Source organism: Enterobacter cloacae complex sp. 385G4 (assembly GCF_057320665.1).
This window is the reverse complement of the sequence record NZ_JBXWDD010000005.1, coordinates 24,430-43,025: the sequence shown is the minus strand read 5'-3', so window position 1 is coordinate 43,025 and position 18,596 is coordinate 24,430. Positions and strand designations below refer to the sequence as shown.

General features: G+C 56.1%; 15 protein-coding genes and 1 pseudogene. 9 read left to right on the top strand and 7 right to left on the bottom strand.

What is annotated here, in order from left to right:
- The first annotated feature begins 281 nt into the window (after nt 1-281).
- Nucleotides 282-1,106 carry a protein bax gene (locus AC2FAJ_RS14750; protein WP_045630274.1) on the top strand — a complete coding sequence of 275 codons (825 nt, stop codon included), beginning with the start codon at nt 282-284 and terminating at the stop codon, nt 1,104-1,106.
- 38 nt (nt 1,107-1,144) lie between these two features.
- On the opposite strand, the gene xylR is transcribed toward AC2FAJ_RS14750, so the two are convergent.
- From xylR to xylF, 4 genes are all read right to left on the bottom strand, one after another.
- Nucleotides 1,145-2,323 (bottom strand): D-xylose utilization transcriptional activator XylR, encoded by a 1,179-nt coding sequence (xylR, locus tag AC2FAJ_RS14745; protein ID WP_041911622.1) that lies wholly within the window; start codon nt 2,321-2,323, stop codon nt 1,145-1,147.
- 33 nt (nt 2,324-2,356) lie between these two features.
- Nucleotides 2,357-3,538: a xylose ABC transporter permease XylH gene (xylH, locus tag AC2FAJ_RS14740; protein WP_485454266.1), complete on the bottom strand. Its 1,182-nt coding sequence runs from the start codon at nt 3,536-3,538 to the stop codon at nt 2,357-2,359.
- Entirely contained in the window at nt 3,516-5,057 is a 1,542-nt protein-coding gene (locus AC2FAJ_RS14735) for a xylose ABC transporter ATP-binding protein (protein WP_048960306.1), read from the bottom strand. Before AC2FAJ_RS14735 ends, xylH begins: the two co-directional genes overlap by 23 nt.
- A 72-nt stretch (nt 5,058-5,129) precedes the next feature.
- Nucleotides 5,130-6,122, bottom strand: coding sequence for a D-xylose ABC transporter substrate-binding protein (xylF, locus tag AC2FAJ_RS14730; RefSeq protein ID WP_309258365.1), 993 nt, complete (start codon nt 6,120-6,122; stop codon nt 5,130-5,132).
- A 371-nt stretch (nt 6,123-6,493) separates the two neighbouring features.
- Here xylF and xylA point away from each other — a divergent pair, with 371 nt between their 5' ends.
- The 4 genes from xylA to AC2FAJ_RS14710 all read left to right on the top strand — a co-directional run bounded on the left by xylA (nt 6,494) and on the right by AC2FAJ_RS14710 (nt 10,895).
- Nucleotides 6,494-7,816, top strand: a complete 1,323-nt coding sequence (gene xylA / locus AC2FAJ_RS14725) for a xylose isomerase (RefSeq protein ID WP_088204493.1) — start codon at nt 6,494-6,496, stop codon at nt 7,814-7,816.
- Nucleotides 7,817-7,877: 61 nt separating this feature from the next.
- A complete protein-coding gene (gene xylB, locus AC2FAJ_RS14720) occupies nt 7,878-9,332 on the top strand; it encodes a xylulokinase (RefSeq protein ID WP_048958456.1) in 1,455 nt (484 codons plus the stop codon).
- Between the two features lie 103 nt (nt 9,333-9,435).
- Nucleotides 9,436-9,975, top strand: a complete 540-nt coding sequence (locus AC2FAJ_RS14715) for an isochorismatase family protein (protein WP_045630278.1) — start codon at nt 9,436-9,438, stop codon at nt 9,973-9,975.
- The gene (locus AC2FAJ_RS14710) at nt 9,975-10,895 is read left to right on the top strand and encodes a GlxA family transcriptional regulator (protein ID WP_485454265.1); all 921 of its coding nucleotides are present in this window, start codon (nt 9,975-9,977) and stop codon (nt 10,893-10,895) included. The genes AC2FAJ_RS14715 and AC2FAJ_RS14710 overlap by 1 nt, the downstream gene beginning before the upstream one ends.
- Here AC2FAJ_RS14710 and AC2FAJ_RS14705 read toward each other — a convergent pair.
- A complete protein-coding gene (locus AC2FAJ_RS14705; protein ID WP_059353756.1) occupies nt 10,888-11,883 on the bottom strand; it encodes an acyltransferase in 996 nt (331 codons plus the stop codon). The genes AC2FAJ_RS14710 and AC2FAJ_RS14705 overlap by 8 nt on opposite strands.
- Nucleotides 11,884-12,065: 182 nt before the next feature.
- On the opposite strand from AC2FAJ_RS14705, the gene AC2FAJ_RS14700 reads away from it, so the two are divergent.
- From AC2FAJ_RS14700 to glyS, 3 genes are all read left to right on the top strand, one after another.
- The gene (locus AC2FAJ_RS14700) at nt 12,066-12,371 is read left to right on the top strand and encodes a YsaB family lipoprotein (protein WP_047363363.1); all 306 of its coding nucleotides are present in this window, start codon (nt 12,066-12,068) and stop codon (nt 12,369-12,371) included.
- A gap of 160 nt (nt 12,372-12,531) precedes the next feature.
- On the top strand, nt 12,532-13,443 hold the full coding sequence (gene glyQ, locus AC2FAJ_RS14695; RefSeq protein WP_003860141.1) for a glycine--tRNA ligase subunit alpha: 912 nt from the start codon (nt 12,532-12,534) through the stop codon (nt 13,441-13,443).
- Between the two features lie 9 nt (nt 13,444-13,452).
- The gene (gene glyS / locus AC2FAJ_RS14690) at nt 13,453-15,522 is read left to right on the top strand and encodes a glycine--tRNA ligase subunit beta (RefSeq protein WP_028015075.1); all 2,070 of its coding nucleotides are present in this window, start codon (nt 13,453-13,455) and stop codon (nt 15,520-15,522) included.
- A 94-nt stretch (nt 15,523-15,616) separates the two neighbouring features.
- On the opposite strand, the gene AC2FAJ_RS14685 is transcribed toward glyS, so the two are convergent.
- On the bottom strand, nt 15,617-15,994 hold the full coding sequence (locus AC2FAJ_RS14685) for a hypothetical protein (RefSeq protein WP_485454307.1): 378 nt from the start codon (nt 15,992-15,994) through the stop codon (nt 15,617-15,619).
- Nucleotides 15,955-16,134 (bottom strand): annotated as a pseudogene (locus AC2FAJ_RS14680) (hypothetical protein); the annotation flags it as partial. The pseudogene AC2FAJ_RS14680 and the gene AC2FAJ_RS14685, both read right to left, overlap by 40 nt.
- Before the next feature lie 841 nt (nt 16,135-16,975).
- On the opposite strand from AC2FAJ_RS14680, the gene AC2FAJ_RS14675 reads away from it, so the two are divergent.
- Nucleotides 16,976-18,595, top strand: a complete 1,620-nt coding sequence (locus AC2FAJ_RS14675) for an ABC-F family ATP-binding cassette domain-containing protein (RefSeq protein WP_485454264.1) — start codon at nt 16,976-16,978, stop codon at nt 18,593-18,595.
- Nucleotide 18,596 lies beyond the last annotated feature (1 nt).

Below are 18,596 nucleotides of genomic sequence, written 5' to 3'. Positions count from 1 at the left end.
TGCCATCAGGTTGTGGTTAAAAACTCATCCCCCATCGCTTTCTGTCGGGAGGATCTGTGAGGATGAGTGATCCCGCGCGAAATGAGACAGTTATCTGCGATATCACACACATTTTTTCAGGAATGATGTTTTTATGAGCAAGTTTCAGGTGACATAGTTTCGGATTTGGACTATTTCTATACGTGCTCTTGAAGTCTATTTTTGATATGATTTGAGATTCCGCTCTCAAATTTGTGAAAAAAATAAGGTGTTGGGATGATTACATCCGACCAGGAGACCTAATGATATCGACTCCCATTCGACGATATGGGGCCGCGATACTCATGTTACTCACCACGACATTTTCGGGTGGGGTGCTTGCGAAGACGCACACGGATACAACGAGTAAGAAAGCCCACGTAATAAAGACGACAAGTAGTAAGGTTAGCAGTAAACAAGAGTATTCTCGCAATAGTGCAAAGAGTAGTTCACTTCCTGATTTGCGAAAATACCCTTCCGGAACACCAAGAAAAAAAGCGTTTCTCCGGACGGTAATGCCTTACATAACAAGTCAAAATGCCGCGATTACGGCGGATCGTAACTGGTTAATTTCAAAACAGTACGATAGCCGCTGGTCGCCGTCTGAACGCGCGCGTCTGAAAGACATCACGAAGCGCTACAAACTGAGCTGGAACGGTAACACGCGTCGCGTACCGTGGAATGCTCTCCTTGAGCGTGTGGACATTATCCCAGGCAGCATGGTAGCGACCATGGCAGCAGCCGAAAGCGGCTGGGGAACGTCTAAGCTGGCGCGTAATAACAACAACCTGTTCGGCATGAAATGTGCGAAAGGGCGTTGTAATAATGCGCCCGGCAAAGTTAAGGGCTATTCTCAGTTTGAATCAGTAAAAGATTCCGTGAATGCTTACGCGGTGAATCTTAATACGCACCCGGCCTACTCATCGTTCCGTAAATCACGCGCTCAGTTGCGTAAAGCGGATCAGGAAGTAACGGCCAGCGCAATGATTCACAAGCTAAAAGGGTATTCGACGAAGGGAAATAGCTATAACAACTATCTGTTCGCTATGTACCAGGATAACCAGCGCTTAATTGCCGCCCATATGTAATCTCAAAAAACGCCTTCCACTGGAAGGCGTTTCCTTTTCTATATCAGCACCTCGCTGTGGCGATCCCGGTACTCTTTCGGCGTGGTGTCATACTCTTTGCGAAACACCGAATAGAAATACTGCAGCGACGGATAGCCGCACATCTGCGAGATTTCGTTGATCGACAGTGACGTAGAGACAAGCAGGCTGCGGGCCTTCTCCAGCTTCTCCGCATGAATGACGGCATGAATGGTTTCGCCCACCTCTTCTTTGAATCGCTTCTCCAGATTCGAGCGGGAAATGCCCACCGAGTCCAGGACCTGATCGACCTTAATCCCTTTGCAGGCGTGGTTGCGGATATAGTGCATGGCCTGAATGACGGCCGGGTCGCTTAGGGAGCGATAATCGGTTGAGCGACGCTCAACGACGCGGACGGGGGGAACCAGCAGGCGCTGAAGCGGCAGAGCCTCTTTATCCAGCAGACGGTGCAACAGCTTTGCCGCCTGATAGCCCATCTGACGTGTGCCCTGAGCTACGGAGGAGAGCGCCACGCGGGACAGGTAGCGGGTCAGTTCTTCGTTATCAATGCCAATCACGCACAGTTTTTCGGGCACCGGGATATGCAAATGTTCGCAGACCTGCAGCACGTGTCGGGCCCGGGCGTCCGTCACGGCAATAATGCCGGTTTGCGGTGGCAGCGTTTGCAGCCAGTCCGCCAGGCGGTTTTGCGCGTGCTGCCAGTTTTCCGGTGCGGTTTCCAGCCCCTGATAGACCACGCCACGGTACTTCTCCTGCGCGACCAGCTGGCAAAACGCATGTTCACGCTCCACGGCCCAGCGCTTGCCGCTGGTGGCGGGTAAACCATAAAACGCGAAGCGATGGACGCCTTTCTCCTTTAAATGGAGAAAGGCGGCCTCGACCAGGGCATGGTTATCGGTGGCGATGTAGTGGACCGGCGGGTAGTGTTCGGGTGAATGATACGAGCCGCCGACGCCCACAATCGGCACGTCGACGTCGGTTAGCAACTGCTCGATGATGGGATCGTCATAGTCGGCGATGACGCCATCACCCAGCCAGTCTTTGATGTTCTCCAGACGGGTGCGGAAATCTTCTTCAATAAAAATATCCCATTCGGATTGCGACGCCTGCAAATATTCACCCACGCCTTCTACCACCTGACGGTCGTAGGCTTTGTTGGCATTGAATAACAACGTAATGCGGTGACGCTTTTCAAACATGGCTCGCTTCCCAGTTAAGTCACAATGCGGTTATCAGGCTCGTCGCTTGGTGGCAGAGTCCATCCAGACTGCCAGTAAAAGAATGGCCCCCTTGACGATATACTGCCAAAACGTCGGGACGTCCATCATACTCATCCCGTTATCCAACGACGCCATGATAAATGCCCCCATGACCGCGCCCGCCACGCTACCGATACCGCCTGCGAGGCTGGTGCCACCGATGACGCAGGCAGCGATAGCATCCAGCTCGGCGATGTTACCGGCGGAAGGAGAGCCTGCCCCCAGACGCGAGCTGAGGATCAACCCGGCGATAGCGACCATCAGGCCGTTAATGGCGAAAACCGCCAGCTTGGTACGTTCGACGTTAATACCCGACAGGCGAGCAGCTTCAAGGTTGCCGCCGATGGCATAAATACGACGGCCAAACGCGGTGCGCGTCGCCATAAACCTGCCGCCGAGCAGTAACAGCGCCAGCAGCAGTACCGGCGTCGGAACGCCGCGATAGTCGTTAAGAAGCCAGATGGCGCCCAGCACAATGACCGCCGTCAGCGCCTGACGTCCTACCACGGACGTTGACGCTGGCGACGCAAGACCCAGCGCCTGACGGCGCATACGTCCACGCCACTGCCACGCGACAAACGCCAGCAGTCCCACCACGCCGATAGTAAAGCCTATGCTGTCCGAGAGGTAACTCTGGCCAATTTGCGACATCGCCGCGCTGGTCGGGGAGACGGTCGTGCCGTTGGTGATACCGATCAGGATCCCGCGGAAGGCCAGCATTCCCGCCAGGGTGACGATGAACGATGGCACCTTCCGATAGGCAACCCACCAGCCGTTCCAGGCCCCTAAAACCAGCCCCAGTACCAGCGTCACCGCCACGGTCAGCGGCAGCGGCCAGCCGAGCCAGACGTCAAAAATGGCCGCCACGCCGCCGAGAAGACCCATCATCGACCCGACCGACAGGTCGATTTCCGCAGAGATGATCACGAACACCATGCCCACGGCCAGGATGCCGGTGATGGCGGTCTGGCGGAGCAGGTTTGAGACGTTACGCGCGCTTAAGTACGAGCCATCCGTCATCCACGTGAAGAACAGCATGATGACGATAATCGCCGCGATCATCACGAAAACCTGCAGGTTCAGCGCTTTTAGGCCCGCGAACGCGCCGGGCGTCGGAACAGCGACTTTGATATCAGACGGATTGCTTTTCGACATGACGTTCGCTCCTTAAAGCGGCTTCCATCACCTGCTCCTGCGTCAGGTTCTGGTTAATCAGGTTGGCTTTCAGTTTCCCCTCGTGCATGACCAGCACGCGGTCGCTCAGGCCGAGCACTTCGGGTAACTCAGACGAGATGACAATGACGGCAATCCCTTGCTGTACAAGCTGATTAATCAGTTTGTAGATTTCGTATTTGGCACCGATATCGATCCCGCGCGTCGGCTCATCAAGGATTAATATGCGTGGATTGAGGAGCAGACAGCGCGCCAGAATCGCCTTCTGCTGGTTACCACCGCTCAGTCGGCCAATCGCCAGTTCCGGTGAGGAGGTTTTGACCTTAAGACGGGCAAGCGACTGGAGGATGCACTGCTGCTCGGCGGCATCATCCAGGCTGCTCAGCGCGCCGGAGAACCGATCGAGTGCCGCAAGGGTGATGTTTTTACCCACCGCCATGACCGGTACGATGCCGTCTTTTTTGCGGTCTTCCGGAACCATGGCAATGCCGCGGGCAATCGCCTGCTGGCAGTTGTCGATTCTCACGGGCTGGCCGTCTATATATATCGTGCCCTCCCAGCGCCCTGGCCACACGCCAAACAGGCACTGCACGGCTTCGGTGCGCCCGGCACCGACGAGCCCAGCAATCCCAAGAATTTCGCCGCTGTGAAGGGAAAACGAAACGTTATTGACCCGCTTAATGTGGCGGTTAACGGGGTGCCACGCGGTCAGGTTTTCCACGCGCAGCACTTCACCGCCCGTAGTGTGGGGCTCATTCGGGTAGAGCGCGGTCAGCTCGCGGCCCACCATCATGGTGATGATGTCATCTTCACTCATGCCCGCAGCTTCACGCGTGCCGATGTGTTGCCCGTCGCGGATCACGCAGATGGTGTCCGAAATGGCTTTTACCTCGTTCAGCTTGTGCGAAATGTAGATGCAGGCGATACCGTGGTTTTGCAGATCGCGGATGATATTGAGCAGAACCGCAGTTTCCTGTTCGGTGAGCGACGCCGTTGGCTCATCGAGGATCAGCAGCCTGACCTGTTTATTCAGCGCCTTCGCAATTTCGACCAGCTGCTGTTGCCCCAGGCCCAGATCGCCCACGCGGGTATCCGGTGAAATGTTGAGGCTCACCTGCGCCAGCAGCTTTTCACAGCGGAGCGTCATGGTGTCGTAATCCAGCACGCCGTGGCGGGAAATCTCGGCTCCGAGGAAGATGTTCTCCAGCACGGTGAGATGTTTCACCAGCGCCAGCTCCTGGTGGATGATGGCGATGCCTTTACGTTCGGTGTCGCGAATGTGCGTCGCCTGGATGACTTCACCAGCAAAGACAATTTCGCCTTCGTAACTGCCGTGCGGGTAGATCCCACACAGGACTTTCATCAGCGTTGATTTGCCCGAACCATTCTCGCCACACAGCGAAACCACTTCGCCGGGGTTCAACCGGAGACTGACGTTGTCGACGGCTTTCACCGCGCCGAAGCGCTTGGTGATGCTTTTCATTTCAAGTAAATAAGGCATAACTGCTCCACATAACCCGAGGGAAGAACAGTACAACGTGATGCGCCCCCGCAGAGCAGGGGCAGCGCCGGATTACAGTTCGCTCTTCTTGTGGAAACCGTCTTTAATAACGGTGGCGTCAATGTTCTCTTTATTGACTTCAATTGGCGTGAGCAGGCGAGCCGGAACGTCTTTCAGGCCGTTATTCAGCGTTGCATCTGCTTTAGGTTGCTTACCGTTGCCCAGCTCAACGGCAATTTCCGCCGCCGTATTGGCAAGCTCAGTAATCGGTTTGTAGACCGTCATGGTCTGAGTACCTGCGATAATGCGTTTTACGCCCGCCAGGTCGGCATCCTGACCAGAAATCGCGACTTTACCGGCCAGTCCCTGGGCACTCAGAGCCTGAATAGCCCCGCCTGCTGTGGCATCGTTGGAGGCCACGACAGCATCAATTTTGTTGTTATTGGCCGTCAGCGCATTTTCCATAATCTTCAGGGCATTTTCTGGTAACCATCCGTCGGCCCACTGATCGCCGACCACCTTAATTTTGCCGCTGTCGATGTACGACTTAAGGACCTTCATTTGCCCTTCGCGGAACAGTTTGGCGTTGTTATCCACCGGCGAACCGCCCATCAGGAAATAATTGCCTTGAGGCACTTTGTCGATCAGGCTTTGTGCCTGTAATTCGCCCACTTTTTCATTGTCGAAGGAAATATAATAATCAATATCGGCGTTATTAATCATGCGGTCATAAGCGAGAACTTTTATGCCTTCCTGCTTCGCTTCTTTCACCACGTTACTTAATACCTGGCCGTTATAAGGGATAATGACCAGAACATCGACTCCCCGGTTGATCATATTCTCGATCTGCGACATTTGCGTTTCTTCATTGCCGTTAGCCGACTGAACAAACACATTCGCACCGAGTGATTCCGCTTTTTTCACAAAAATATCGCGATCTTTTTGCCAGCGCTCCAGACGCAGGTCATCAATCGCCATACCAATTTTGACCTCCTTGGCATGTCCTGCAAAGCTTACAAGGAGGAGCGTAGTGCAGAGCGTTAGGGTCAGGTTCTTTATCTTCATAATTATTAGGCCTTTTTGTAGGGGTATGTGTTGCTGAGATAAAAGAAACATTCACTGCTGGGTCGCAGCAAATTTTTAACGCGGAAAGGCGGGCTGGCAATTACAGATTTTTATCTTCTCATTACGATATTTGGTTTATTTCTGAATTTATGACCGCGATCGGATTTTAAAATTCGTAACGCCTTAATTACATTTGATTCTGGAATGTGCGCCGAAAAATAGTTTGTCTGCGCATTATTTTGCGAGCCAGCGCACAGTTGTGCATTCTCTCAATAGCAGTGTGAAATAACGTAATTGAGCAACCCAAAATGTCTATTCACTATTACTCCTGAATCAACGACTCGCCGCATACCCTGATTATGGAGCTCAATATGCAAGCTTATTTCGACCAACTCGATCGCGTTCGTTACGAAGGCCCAAAAACGACCAATCCTTTAGCATTTCGTCACTACAATCCGGATGAGCTGGTGCTGGGTAAGCGCATGGAAGATCATCTGCGCTTTGCCGCCTGTTACTGGCATACCTTCTGCTGGAACGGCGCCGATATGTTCGGCGTGGGTTCCTTTGACCGTCCGTGGCAACAGCCGGGTGAGGCCATCGAGCTGGCGAAACGCAAAGCCGACGTGGCGTTTGAGTTCTTCCACAAGCTGAACGTGCCGTACTACTGCTTCCATGATGTTGACGTATCGCCGGAAGGGGCGTCGCTGAAAGAGTACCTGAACAATTTTGCGCAGATGGTGGACGTGCTGGCAGAAAAACAGCAGCAAAGCGGCGTGAAGCTGCTCTGGGGTACGGCAAACTGCTTCACCAACCCACGCTACGGTGCGGGTGCGGCCACCAACCCGGATCCGGAAGTGTTTAGCTGGGCGGCTACGCAGGTGGTGACGGCAATGAACGCTACGCATCAGCTGGGCGGCGAAAACTATGTCCTGTGGGGCGGCCGTGAAGGCTATGAAACCCTGCTCAATACCGACCTGCGCCAGGAGCGCGAGCAGATTGGCCGCTTTATGCAGATGGTTGTCGACCATAAGCACAAAATCGGCTTCCGCGGCACGCTGCTGATCGAGCCTAAACCGCAGGAACCAACCAAGCATCAGTACGACTACGATGTCGCCACCGTGTATGGCTTCCTGAAGCAGTTTGGTCTGGAAAAAGAGATCAAAGTGAATATTGAGGCTAACCACGCTACCCTGGCGGGCCACTCATTCCATCACGAAATTGCCTCTGCGATTGCGCTGGGCATCTTCGGATCGGTAGATGCGAACCGCGGCGATCCGCAGCTGGGCTGGGATACCGACCAGTTCCCGAACAGCGTGGAAGAGAATGCGCTGGTGATGTACGAGATCGTCAAAGCGGGCGGTTTCACCACCGGCGGCCTTAACTTTGACGCCAAGGTGCGTCGCCAGAGCACCGACAAATACGATCTGTTCTACGGCCACATTGGCGCGATGGACACCATGGCGCTGGCGCTGAAAGTGGCGGCGCGTATGATTGAAGACGGCGAGCTGGATAAGCGCGTGGCGAAGCGCTACAGCGGCTGGAACAGTGAGCTGGGCCAGCAAATTTTGAAGGGTCAGTTATCGCTTGCGGACATCGCGAAGTACGCTGAACAACAGCAGCTGGCGCCGCAGCACCAGAGCGGGCATCAGGAATTGCTGGAAAACCTGGTTAATCACTACCTGTTCGATAAATAACAGCATCCAGGCCCGGTAAGCGGAAGCGCCACCGGGCATTTCTGTCAAAGGAGTCACCACAATGTATATCGGGATCGATCTTGGCACATCGGGTGTGAAAGCCATCCTGTTAAGCGAGCAGGGCGACGTTTTAGCAACGCAGACTGAAAAGCTGCAGGTTTCACGCCCGCATCCGCTGTGGTCGGAGCAAGACCCGGAGCAGTGGTGGCAGGCGACGGATCGCGCGATGAAAGCCTTAGGCGAGCAGCACAGCCTGCGCGACGTGAAAGCGCTGGGCATTGCCGGACAAATGCATGGTGCAACGTTGCTGGATAGCCAGCATCGCGTTCTGCGCCCGGCTATTCTCTGGAACGATGGCCGCTGTGCGGAAGAGTGCGCAATCCTTGAAGCGCGTGTGCCCACGTCCCGCGAGATTACGGGCAACCTGATGATGCCGGGCTTCACCGCACCAAAACTTTTGTGGGTACAGCGCCACGAGCCGGAGATTTTCCGTCAGGTGGCGAAAGTCCTGTTGCCAAAAGACTATCTGCGCTTTCGTATGACGGGCGATTTCGCCAGCGACATGTCCGATTCCGCGGGCACGATGTGGCTCGATGTGGCGAAACGCGACTGGAGCGAGGCGATGCTGGATGCCTGCCATCTGACCCGGGAACATATGCCCGCGCTGTTCGAAGGCTGTGAGGTGACGGGTACGCTGCTGCCAGACGTTGCGGAACGCTGGAATATGCCTGCCGTACCGGTGGTGGCCGGGGGCGGTGATAACGCGGCGGGTGCCGTGGGTGTCGGGATGGTTGAGGCGGGGCAGGCGATGCTGTCGCTGGGAACCTCTGGGGTCTATTTTGCCGTCAGCGACGGCTATCGCAGCAATCCCGAAAGCGCTGTGCACAGTTTCTGTCATGCGCTTCCGGGAAAATGGCATTTGATGTCGGTGATGCTGAGCGCGGCATCCTGCCTGGACTGGGCGGCGAAGCTTACCGGCATGGCGGACGTTCCGGCACTCATTGCGGCGGCGCAGCAGGCGGATGACGCGGCGAGTACCGTCTGGTTTTTACCCTATCTTTCTGGCGAGCGTACGCCGCACAACAACCCGGAAGCGAAAGGGGTATTCTTTGGCCTAACCCACCAGCACGGCCCGGCAGAGCTGGCGCGTGCGGTTCTGGAAGGTGTGGGGTATGCGCTGGCCGACGGAATGGATGTGGTGCACGACTGCGGCCTGAAACCGGCGAGCGTCACCCTGATTGGCGGCGGCGCGCGAAGCCCTTACTGGCGACAGATGTTGGCGGATATCAGCGGGTTGCAGCTGGATTTCCGCACGGGAGGGGATGTTGGCCCCGCGCTCGGCGCCGCGCGTCTGGCGCAGATCGCTATGAACCCGGACAAGCCGCTTTCGCAGCTGCTGCCGCAGCTTACGCTTGAACAGGCGCATGTGCCTGACGCGGCAGGACATGCCCGTTATGCAGAAAGGCGCGAGGTGTTCCGCAAAATCTATCAGCAGCTGCTGCCGCTGATGTCATAAACTCGCTTGTCCGACAGAGGCACGAGGATGTCCTTTTTTGGTCTGTGCGTGCCTCTCTTTCCTTGCCAGTATGGTGACACACCCACTGGCGAGGAGATTTATCATGTCACGCATTGCACTCATCAATATTGATACTCAGCAGTCCTTCCATCATCGCCCTTACTGGCAGGAGGGCGACATTCCTGCCTTTCAGCAGGCGATGCTGGGGCTGATTGAAGGCTGCCAGGCGCGCGGTATTCCTGTCGTTGATATTTTTCATGTGGATGAAGATGGCCCCTTCACGCTGCAAAGCGGCTATGTCAAACCGATGGCCTTTTTGCGTCATCAGCCGGATGTGGTTTTCCAGAAACACGTCCATAATGCCTTCACGGATACCGGGCTTGACCGCTGGCTGCGCGAGCGTGATATCAACCAGCTGATCATCTGCGGCATTCGCACGGAACAATGCTGTGAAACCACCGCTCGGGTAGCATCCGATCTGGGTTATGCTGTGACGTTTGTGAGCGAGGCAACGCTGACGTTTCCCATGACGTACAGGGGCATTACCCTGAGCGCAGCGGAAATTCGCCACCGTACCGAGACGGTACTGGCCGGGCGTTTTGCCGACATTAAAACGGTAGCGGAGACGCTGGAGTCACTGTAATGCGCATCGACGTCTGGTTCGTGATGTTACCCGGGGTACTGGCACTGGATATGTCAGGCCCGGCGGAGACCTTTGTGCTGGCTGGCGACGCGTTTCGTCTGCATTACATTGGGCCGCAACCGGACGTGCCGACGTCGATAGGCCTGACGATGGGCGGCATCCAGCCGTTGCCGGAAAGTCTGCCTCCAGGGAGTCTGCTGGTCCTGCCGGGGGTGAGTGACTCCCGCGTTCAGTTCTCAACGCCGCAGGCGCACCAGATCCAGCACTGGCTAATGCGCCTGCAGCCGGTCATTCAGCGCCGGGATATCACGGTGATGTGCGTCTGTTCTGGTGCGCTGCTGGCGGCGAAATCGGGCCTGCTGAATAACAAACAGTGCACAACCCACCATGACGTTATCAGTCGTTTACGCACTGTGGCTCCCACGGCGACGATTAAAGAAAACCGCATCTTTGTACAGGACGAGAATATCTGGACCAGCGCGGGGATCACGTCGGGCATCGATCTGGCGCTGCATATGATTAACCGCCTGTGCGGTCCCGAAAAGGCGCTGGCCGTGGCGCGCGAGATGGTGGTCTGGTTCCGCCGTTCCGGTGACGATCCCCAGCTCTCCCCGTGGCTGCGCTACCGCAATCATCTTCATCCGGCGATCCATCGGGCGCAGGATGCGCTCACCGCCGAGCCGCAAAAAACGTGGAGCTTGCCTGATATCGCCGCACTGGCGCACGTCAGCCCGCGCCATCTCACCCGGCTTTTCCAGACGCATTTAGGGATTAGCGTCCGCGATTATCTGGAGCAGCTGCGTCTGGCGGTGGCGGAGCAGTGGCTGATGCAGGGGCGCGGCGTGGAACAGGCCTCGCTGGCGGCAGGCTTCTCCTCCCCGCGCCAGTACCACCGCGCCCGGCAGCGCAGCGTTAGCTGACGAAGCGGCGAGTGTCGATTTTTTGCAGCAGCATCGACAGCAGCAGGCTGATAACCAGCGTAGCGGCAAAAATCCAGACGATATCCAGCACCGGCCAGTTTTTGAGCTCAACGCCCCTCGTTCGCAGGGCGTGGATCACCAGCGCGTGAAAACCGTAAATTCCCAGCGAGTGCCGCGAGATAAAGCCCAGCACGGGAAGGGGACGCGCATTCAGGGTGTTTTTAACGAGCGTGAGCAGCGATACGGCACAGATAAATACCATCGGCCCGCAATACAGATACCAGGTATCGGCAAAATTGCCGCGCCACTGAAGCTCATGTAGCGTCCCGCGTGAAATCACCGCCACGCCGGCGATAAACAGCGCTCCGCAGAGCCAGTTCAGACCGCGCTTTTGCGTATCCATCATCCCGATGGCGCGCCCCAGCATGCCGTAAAGCACGTAGTAGAAGGTGTCGCCGTTGATATAGAGATTTACCGGCAACCATTCGAAACCGTCGATTTTCTGCGAAACCGTGTTCGGGTTGGCGACGATGCCAATCACCACCATCAGAGCCAGAAGCATTTTCCCGCTGACGTTTTTCACCTGAATGAGCGGAGAGACCAGATAGATAACGATGATGGCGAAGAAGAACCACAGGTGGTAGAAAACCGGTTTTTGCAGCAAATATTTGAGGGATAACCCGGCGTTAATGGAGGTAAACAGGGTGATATAGAGCAGGGCAACGGCGCTGTAGAACCCCAGACAGGCCGCGATGCGGATGAAGTGCCTCGGCTGCGCGCTACGCTCGCCAAAAAAGAGAAAGCCGGAAATCATAAAAAACAGCGGCACGCTGACGCGCGACGCGGAGTTGAGGATATTGGCAATATCCCAGTTAACGGGGCTGATGCTGTGGGCATTCGTGACATACCAGGTCGTCGTGTGGATCATGACCACCATCAGACACGCTATTCCGCGCAGGTTATCAATCCAGTTAATTTTTGACGGCATCAGTTCCTCTTATTCCCTGTAAAGTGAGTGGGACTCCCATTGTCCAAAAGTCTTCGTTTGGAAAATTCTGAGTTTTATGCACAGGCTTGCCGGGAGACCGCGAGATTCGCAGAATGGCAGACCTTAATCTATAAAAGTGTTGATACTAAAAATAACAGCCGCTGACCAGGACGGTAATAAAAATGATGATGAAGCGTGTGGCATCACTCTTTCTGCTATTCATGCTGGCAGGATGCAGTACGCCACAGGAAGTCCCCGTGCAAAAAGCGCAGCAGGGAAAAATAAGCCCGGAGCGTTCGCTGAATATGGAAGCGCTCTGTAAAGAGCGGGCCGCTCGGCGCTATAACTCGGACGTTCAGAAAATTAACGTCATCGGATTCGAGCGCTTTCAGGGCAGCTATGAGCTTAGAGGGTATACTGCGCGTAAAGAGGGCTTTGTCTGCTCGTTTGATGCGGACGGTCAGTTTTTACATCTCTCCATGCGCTAGCCTGCTCGCATAATCAACAACCAGACGCCGCCAGCGTTCTGGCCGGAAGGCTTATTTCCCAATTTTCCCTAAACAACCCCGTTTCGTACTGTATATCTTGCAGCCAGCGGGTATACTGGTCCCTTCCATTTAAAACCACACGTATCCAGCACGAAATACTATGCAAAAGTTTGATACCAAGACCTTCCAGGGCCTGATCCTGACCTTACAGGATTACTGGGCTCGTCAGGGCTGTACCATTGTTCAACCTTTGGACATGGAAGTCGGCGCCGGCACTTCACACCCGATGACCAGCCTGCGCGCGTTGGGGCCAGAGCCAATGGCGACCGCGTATGTGCAGCCTTCCCGTCGTCCGACCGATGGTCGTTACGGTGAAAACCCGAACCGTCTGCAGCATTACTATCAGTTCCAGGTGGTGATTAAGCCATCACCCGACAACATTCAGGAACTGTATCTCGGGTCGCTGAAAGAGCTGGGTATGGATCCAACCATCCACGACATCCGTTTCGTGGAAGACAACTGGGAAAACCCAACGCTGGGTGCCTGGGGTCTCGGTTGGGAAGTGTGGCTGAACGGCATGGAAGTGACCCAGTTCACCTACTTCCAGCAGGTTGGCGGTCTGGAATGTAAGCCGATCACCGGTGAAATCACCTACGGTCTGGAACGTCTGGCCATGTACATTCAGGGTGTAGACAGCGTTTACGACCTGGTCTGGAGCGACGGCCCGCTGGGTAAAACCACCTACGGTGACGTGTTCCATCAGAACGAAGTGGAGCAATCCACCTATAACTTCGAATACGCGGACGTGGATTTCCTGTTCACCTGCTTCGAGCAGTACGAGAAAGAGGCTCAGCAGCTGCTGGCGCTGGAAACTCCGCTGCCGCTGCCTGCCTACGAGCGTATTCTGAAGGCCGCCCACAGCTTCAACCTGCTGGACGCCCGCAAAGCCATCTCCGTGACTGAACGTCAGCGCTACATTCTGCGTATTCGTACCCTGACCAAAGCCGTTGCAGAAGCTTACTACGCGTCCCGTGAAGCCCTTGGCTTCCCGATGTGCAACCGAAACAAATAAGAGGCGGCCATGTCTGAGAAAACTTTCCTGGTGGAAATCGGCACCGAAGAGCTGCCACCAAAAGCCCTGCGCAGCCTGGCTGAATCTTTTGCTGCGAACGTGACCGCCGAGCTGGATAACGCTGGCCTGGCGCACGGTAAAATTGAGTGGTTTGCTGCACCGCGTCGTCTGGCGCTGAAAGTGGCAAATCTGGCGGCGTCTCAGCCGGATCGTGAAGTCGAAAAACGTGGCCCGGCGATTGCCCAGGCGTTTGACGCGGAAGGCAAGCCAAGCAAGGCTGCCGAAGGCTGGGCGCGCGGCTGCGGCATCACCGTTGATCAGGCCGAGCGTCTGACCACGGATAAAGGCGAATGGCTGCTGTATCGTGCCCACGTGAAAGGCGAAAGCGCGGAAGCGCTGCTGCCAAACATGATCGCCACTTCTCTGGCGAAGCTGCCGATTCCTAAGCTGATGCGCTGGGGCGCGTCTGACGTACACTTCGTGCGTCCGGTACACACCGTGACCCTGCTGCTGGGCGACACCGTTATCCCGGCGACCATTCTGGGCGTGGCGTCCGATCGCGTGATCCGCGGCCACCGCTTTATGGGCGAGCCAGAGTTCACCATCGACAATGCCGACCAGTATCCGCAGATCCTGCTGGAACGCGGTAAAGTGATTGCCGACTACGAACAGCGTAAAGCCAAAATTAAAGCGGACGCGGAAGAAGCGGCGCGTAAGATTGGCGGTAATGCCGACCTGAGCGACAGCCTGCTGGAAGAGGTCACTTCTCTGGTGGAATGGCCGGTTGTGCTGACCGCGAAATTCGAAGAGAAATTCCTGGCCGTTCCGGCAGAAGCGCTGGTTTATACCATGAAGGGTGACCAGAAGTACTTCCCGGTTTACGCCAACGACGGCAAGCTGCTGCCAAACTTCATCTTCGTGGCGAACATCGAATCGAAAGATCCGAGCCAGATTATCTCCGGTAACGAGAAAGTGGTGCGCCCGCGTCTGGCGGATGCCGAGTTCTTCTTCAATACCGACCGTAAAAAGCGTCTGGAAGATAACCTGCCGCGCCTGCAGACCGTGCTGTTCCAGCAGCAGCTGGGTACGCTGCGCGACAAAACCGACCGTATCGCGGAGCTGTCCGGCTGGATCGCCCGTGAAATCGGTGCCGACGTTAACCACGCGACCCGCGCGGGCCTGCTCTCCAAATGCGACCTGATGACCAACATGGTGTTCGAATTCACCGACACCCAGGGCGTAATGGGCATGCACTACGCGCGTCACGATGGCGAAGCGGAAGACGTGGCCGTAGCTCTGAACGAGCAGTATCAGCCGCGCTTTGCGGGCGACGATCTGCCGTCCAACCCGGTTGCCTGCGCTGTAGCGATTGCCGATAAGATGGACACCCTGGCGGGTATCTTCGGCATCGGCCAGCATCCGAAAGGCGATAAAGACCCGTTTGCGCTGCGTCGTGCCGCGCTGGGCGTGCTGCGCATCATCGTTGAGAAGAACCTGAACCTTGATCTGCAGACCCTGACCGAAGAAGCGGTGCGTCTGTACGGCGACAAGCTGACCAACGCGAACGTTGTGGATGACGTGATCGACTTTATGCTCGGCCGTTTCCGCGCGTGGTATCAGGACGAAGGTTACACCGTCGACACCATTCAGGCGGTGCTGGCGCGTCGTCCAACCCGTCCGGCTGATTTCGATGCGCGTATGAAGGCGGTTTCCCACTTCCGTACGCTGGAAGCGGCATCTGCTCTGGCGGCGGCCAACAAGCGTGTATCCAACATCCTGGCGAAATCCGACGAGACGCTGAACGAGCGCGTAAACGCCGCGACGCTGAAAGAGCCGGAAGAGATCGCTCTGGCGATGCAGGTTGTGGTGCTGCGCGACAAGCTCGAGCCGTACTTCGCGGAAGGTCGTTACCAGGAAGCGCTGGTTGAGCTGGCGGAGCTGCGTGACGTGATCGACGCCTTCTTCGAGAAAGTGATGGTGAACGTAGAAGATAAAGAACTGCGTATTAACCGTCTCTCCATGCTCGAAAAACTGCGCGAGCTGTTCCTGCGCGTGGCGGATATTTCGCTGTTGCAGTAATGTGCCCGTTGTAACAAATGCTAAAAACCCGCTTCGGCGGGTTTTTTTTATGGGTCTTTTGTAGACCGGATAAGCGCAGCGCCATCCGGCAGGTTTAGCCGATCGCGATTGTGCCTTCGTCTGTCTGCAGCCAGCGCGGTGCCTTCAGCGTATCAGCAAAGTAGCTGACCAGCTCGCACAGCAAATCTTCCATCACGATTTCAGATTGTCGCGACAGTGAGCCGTTCATCAGCATCTGCGTAAGCTCCTGACAGTAGCGCCCCAGCTGATCGCATTCGGGTTCGAAAGCCGGAACGCGTGACGGGAGTTCCTTCACGGTCAGGCTGGCTTTTAAAGCGTCCGGAACAGGTTCCAGAAGCGTGGGTTGCAGAAGATTCAGACAGGCATAAAGTCTGCCGTAAAGCGCCATTTTTGGGGCGGGTTCTTCGCAAACTACCAGTGCGTCGGTAAAACGTTCGCAGTTATCCGCCAGTTCGGTGAAGTCGGTGGCGTGGTTGAAGGGCAGGGTGAATAAAGAATGAGCTTGGGTTGGGGTAGTAGCCATATTGGCAGCCTCCGATAAGTGATAAAGCTTCCACCACCGGAAATGCTAACTTCGCTGGTGGTGGACTGAACAGAGTTAGCATTACCGGCCTTATCGGATACCGGCGCATCTTTCGATGCCCCTGCTCAGCCCACCATTGAGATGTAGCAAAGCATGCTGCACATAATGTGCCGCCGATAAGATAAGCCAGGATGCTAAACCCGGCACCTGATTTTGCAGGTGCAAAGAGAACTTACTGCTCATCAAAACAGGCGGCAATAGATTTGAGCTATGCCACTGAGGATATTACCATTTCTGGAAAGAGACTCGCAAAATTACCGCAATGAAAAGCATACTGCGGGCAGAGGTCTTACAGCGACGCTATGGTCCGGCTGTAAATCGCTGAGGCGTTTGCCTTCCGGCCGGGGCGAGGCGCATGGATGCGCCGAGAGGGCGGGCTTTACAGGGATGTTACCTCCGCCCGTCCCCGATAAGCCGGAAGGAATAAGCCGAAGGTACCGCGTAGCGGCGATTTACCGCCGGGAGCCCGGGTAGCCAGGGTGGTGGCGACTGAGCCACCCTGGCACGTTCACGGGTATTGTCGTTACAGAGTAGCAAGGAACATAAAGTGAACGGAATGACCACCAGAGTCGTATGCTTCCCCTCACCCCAGCCCTCTCCCTCAAGGGAGAGGGGGCCGTCTGTGCAAGCAATATTTGGTGGGGATCCCTCAGCCCAAAGGGAGAGGGAGTACAAATCGTCCAAAATTTAACCTTGAAATGGTCAACCCATTACCGCTATCCTTATCTCCGTTAAATTTCTCGCTCTGGAGCGCCCCCCAAAAATGAACAAACACGACTGATGAATTTCGATCCTTGCTAAACGCCACCGCGTGGGCAGGGGATGTTTTGATTTCATTCAGGAGTGCTTATGGCTCATTTTGCGCAGTCCCCTTCTTTTATTTTGCATCAGGTCACCTGTCAGTTTGCGACGGGCGATACCCTTTTTGGTCCGCTGAGTTTTTCTCTGGAGCCGTCTCTGTGCGCTCTGGTTGGCCGTAACGGCAGCGGGAAAACGCGTCTGCTGCGTCTGCTGGCGGGGCTTGATGAGCCTGCAAGCGGGCATATTGAACGTACCGGAACACATGTCTATGTGGCTCAGCAGCAGGACATTTTGCCGCACACGACGCTGGCTGAGCTGCTCGGGTACGAGGCCATCTTCGCGGCGCGAGCGCGTATCGACAGCGGCGATTACCAGCCTGACGATCTGGAAATGCTTGATGGATTCTGGGATTTAGCTGAACGTCTTGGCGAGGCGTTTGCCCGGGCGAAACTTCCGCCGTTTGATCCAGATAAGCCAGCCGGTGAGCTCAGCGGCGGCGAGCGTATTCGCGCGCTGCTGTGCGGGGCATTTACGGCTGAAGCGGATTTCCTGCTGCTGGACGAACCGACTAACCATCTGGATCGACAAGGACGGGCGTGGTTCTACGACCAGCTTGCCCGTTATCAGGGCGGCGTGCTCGTCGCCTCCCATGACCGTGAGCTGCTGGCGCAGGTGCCGCGTATTCTTGAGCTAAGCAGCGGCGGGCTGCGCAGCTACGGTGGGAATTATGCGGATTATCAAACCCAGCGCGATGCCGAACAGCAGGCGGCCCGCGCGGCGCTGGAACATGCGGCCACGGAGCGCAAACGCACCCGCGCTCGTATGCAAAAAGAGCATGACGACAGCCAGCGGCGCTCGGCGAAAACATTACGCACCGTCGATACCCTGAATATCGCGTCGTTTGAACGCGTCAAATACAAAGGCGCGGCAAAGGAACGTATCGGCGCCTGGAAAAAACAGCACAGCGAGCATAATGAAGCCCTGAATGCCGCGGTAAACAAGGCGCGTGAGCGGGTTGAAGAAGATAACCAGGTGATGTTTACCCTGCCGGGGAGTCAGATCCCGGAAGGTAAACAGGTGCTGGTGCTGGAAGATCTGGTGCTGCCGCATGTGCCTGTTCCTCCGCTTAGCTGGCGGATGGACGGGCCAATGCGCGTGGCGCTAAAAGGTCCGAACGGCTGCGGGAAATCGACGCTGTTGAAAGCCATCCTCGGCGACATTAGTCCACGCTCAGGAACCTGCAAGGTGTCGGTCAGCTGTGCTTATCTCGATCAGCATCTTTCCCGGCTCGATCTGTCGCAGTCGGTCATGATGCACCTCAACCTGGGCAATACGCCCCTGGAAGAGGGTATGTTACGCACCCGTTTAGCCCAGCTTCAGCTGGGGGCCGACAAAGTCTCGCTCCCGCTGGCGGAACTGAGCGGCGGTGAGCGTCTGAAGGCTGCGCTGGCCTGCGTGCTTTGGCGCGGGGAGGCCACGCAGCTCCTGTTGCTGGATGAACCGACCAACCATCTGGATCTGGCTTCAGTGCAGGCTATTGAAGCGGCGCTGGCTGGTTTCCCCGGCGCGCTGCTGGTGGTGTCACACGATGATGCGTTTTTAAAAGGGTTAACGCTGACGCACGAGATGGTGTGGGAAGAGACGGGCTGGCGTTTCGAGAGCCTTTAAA

What these genes read in the sequence shown, in the direction of transcription:
- AC2FAJ_RS14750 (WP_045630274.1), top strand. Translation starts at nt 282, where the DNA reads ATGATATCGACTCCCATTCGACGATATGGGGCCGCGATACTCATGTTA.
- xylR (WP_041911622.1), bottom strand. Translation starts at nt 2,323, where the DNA reads ATGTTTGAAAAGCGTCACCGCATTACGTTGTTATTCAATGCCAACAAA.
- xylH (WP_485454266.1), bottom strand. Translation starts at nt 3,538, where the DNA reads ATGTCGAAAAGCAATCCGTCTGATATCAAAGTCGCTGTTCCGACGCCC.
- AC2FAJ_RS14735 (WP_048960306.1), bottom strand. Translation starts at nt 5,057, where the DNA reads ATGCCTTATTTACTTGAAATGAAAAGCATCACCAAGCGCTTCGGCGCG.
- xylF (WP_309258365.1), bottom strand. Translation starts at nt 6,122, where the DNA reads ATGAAGATAAAGAACCTGACCCTAACGCTCTGCACTACGCTCCTCCTT.
- xylA (WP_088204493.1), top strand. Translation starts at nt 6,494, where the DNA reads ATGCAAGCTTATTTCGACCAACTCGATCGCGTTCGTTACGAAGGCCCA.
- xylB (WP_048958456.1), top strand. Translation starts at nt 7,878, where the DNA reads ATGTATATCGGGATCGATCTTGGCACATCGGGTGTGAAAGCCATCCTG.
- AC2FAJ_RS14715 (WP_045630278.1), top strand. Translation starts at nt 9,436, where the DNA reads ATGTCACGCATTGCACTCATCAATATTGATACTCAGCAGTCCTTCCAT.
- AC2FAJ_RS14710 (WP_485454265.1), top strand. Translation starts at nt 9,975, where the DNA reads ATGCGCATCGACGTCTGGTTCGTGATGTTACCCGGGGTACTGGCACTG.
- AC2FAJ_RS14705 (WP_059353756.1), bottom strand. Translation starts at nt 11,883, where the DNA reads ATGCCGTCAAAAATTAACTGGATTGATAACCTGCGCGGAATAGCGTGT.
- AC2FAJ_RS14700 (WP_047363363.1), top strand. Translation starts at nt 12,066, where the DNA reads ATGATGATGAAGCGTGTGGCATCACTCTTTCTGCTATTCATGCTGGCA.
- glyQ (WP_003860141.1), top strand. Translation starts at nt 12,532, where the DNA reads ATGCAAAAGTTTGATACCAAGACCTTCCAGGGCCTGATCCTGACCTTA.
- glyS (WP_028015075.1), top strand. Translation starts at nt 13,453, where the DNA reads ATGTCTGAGAAAACTTTCCTGGTGGAAATCGGCACCGAAGAGCTGCCA.
- AC2FAJ_RS14675 (WP_485454264.1), top strand. Translation starts at nt 16,976, where the DNA reads ATGGCTCATTTTGCGCAGTCCCCTTCTTTTATTTTGCATCAGGTCACC.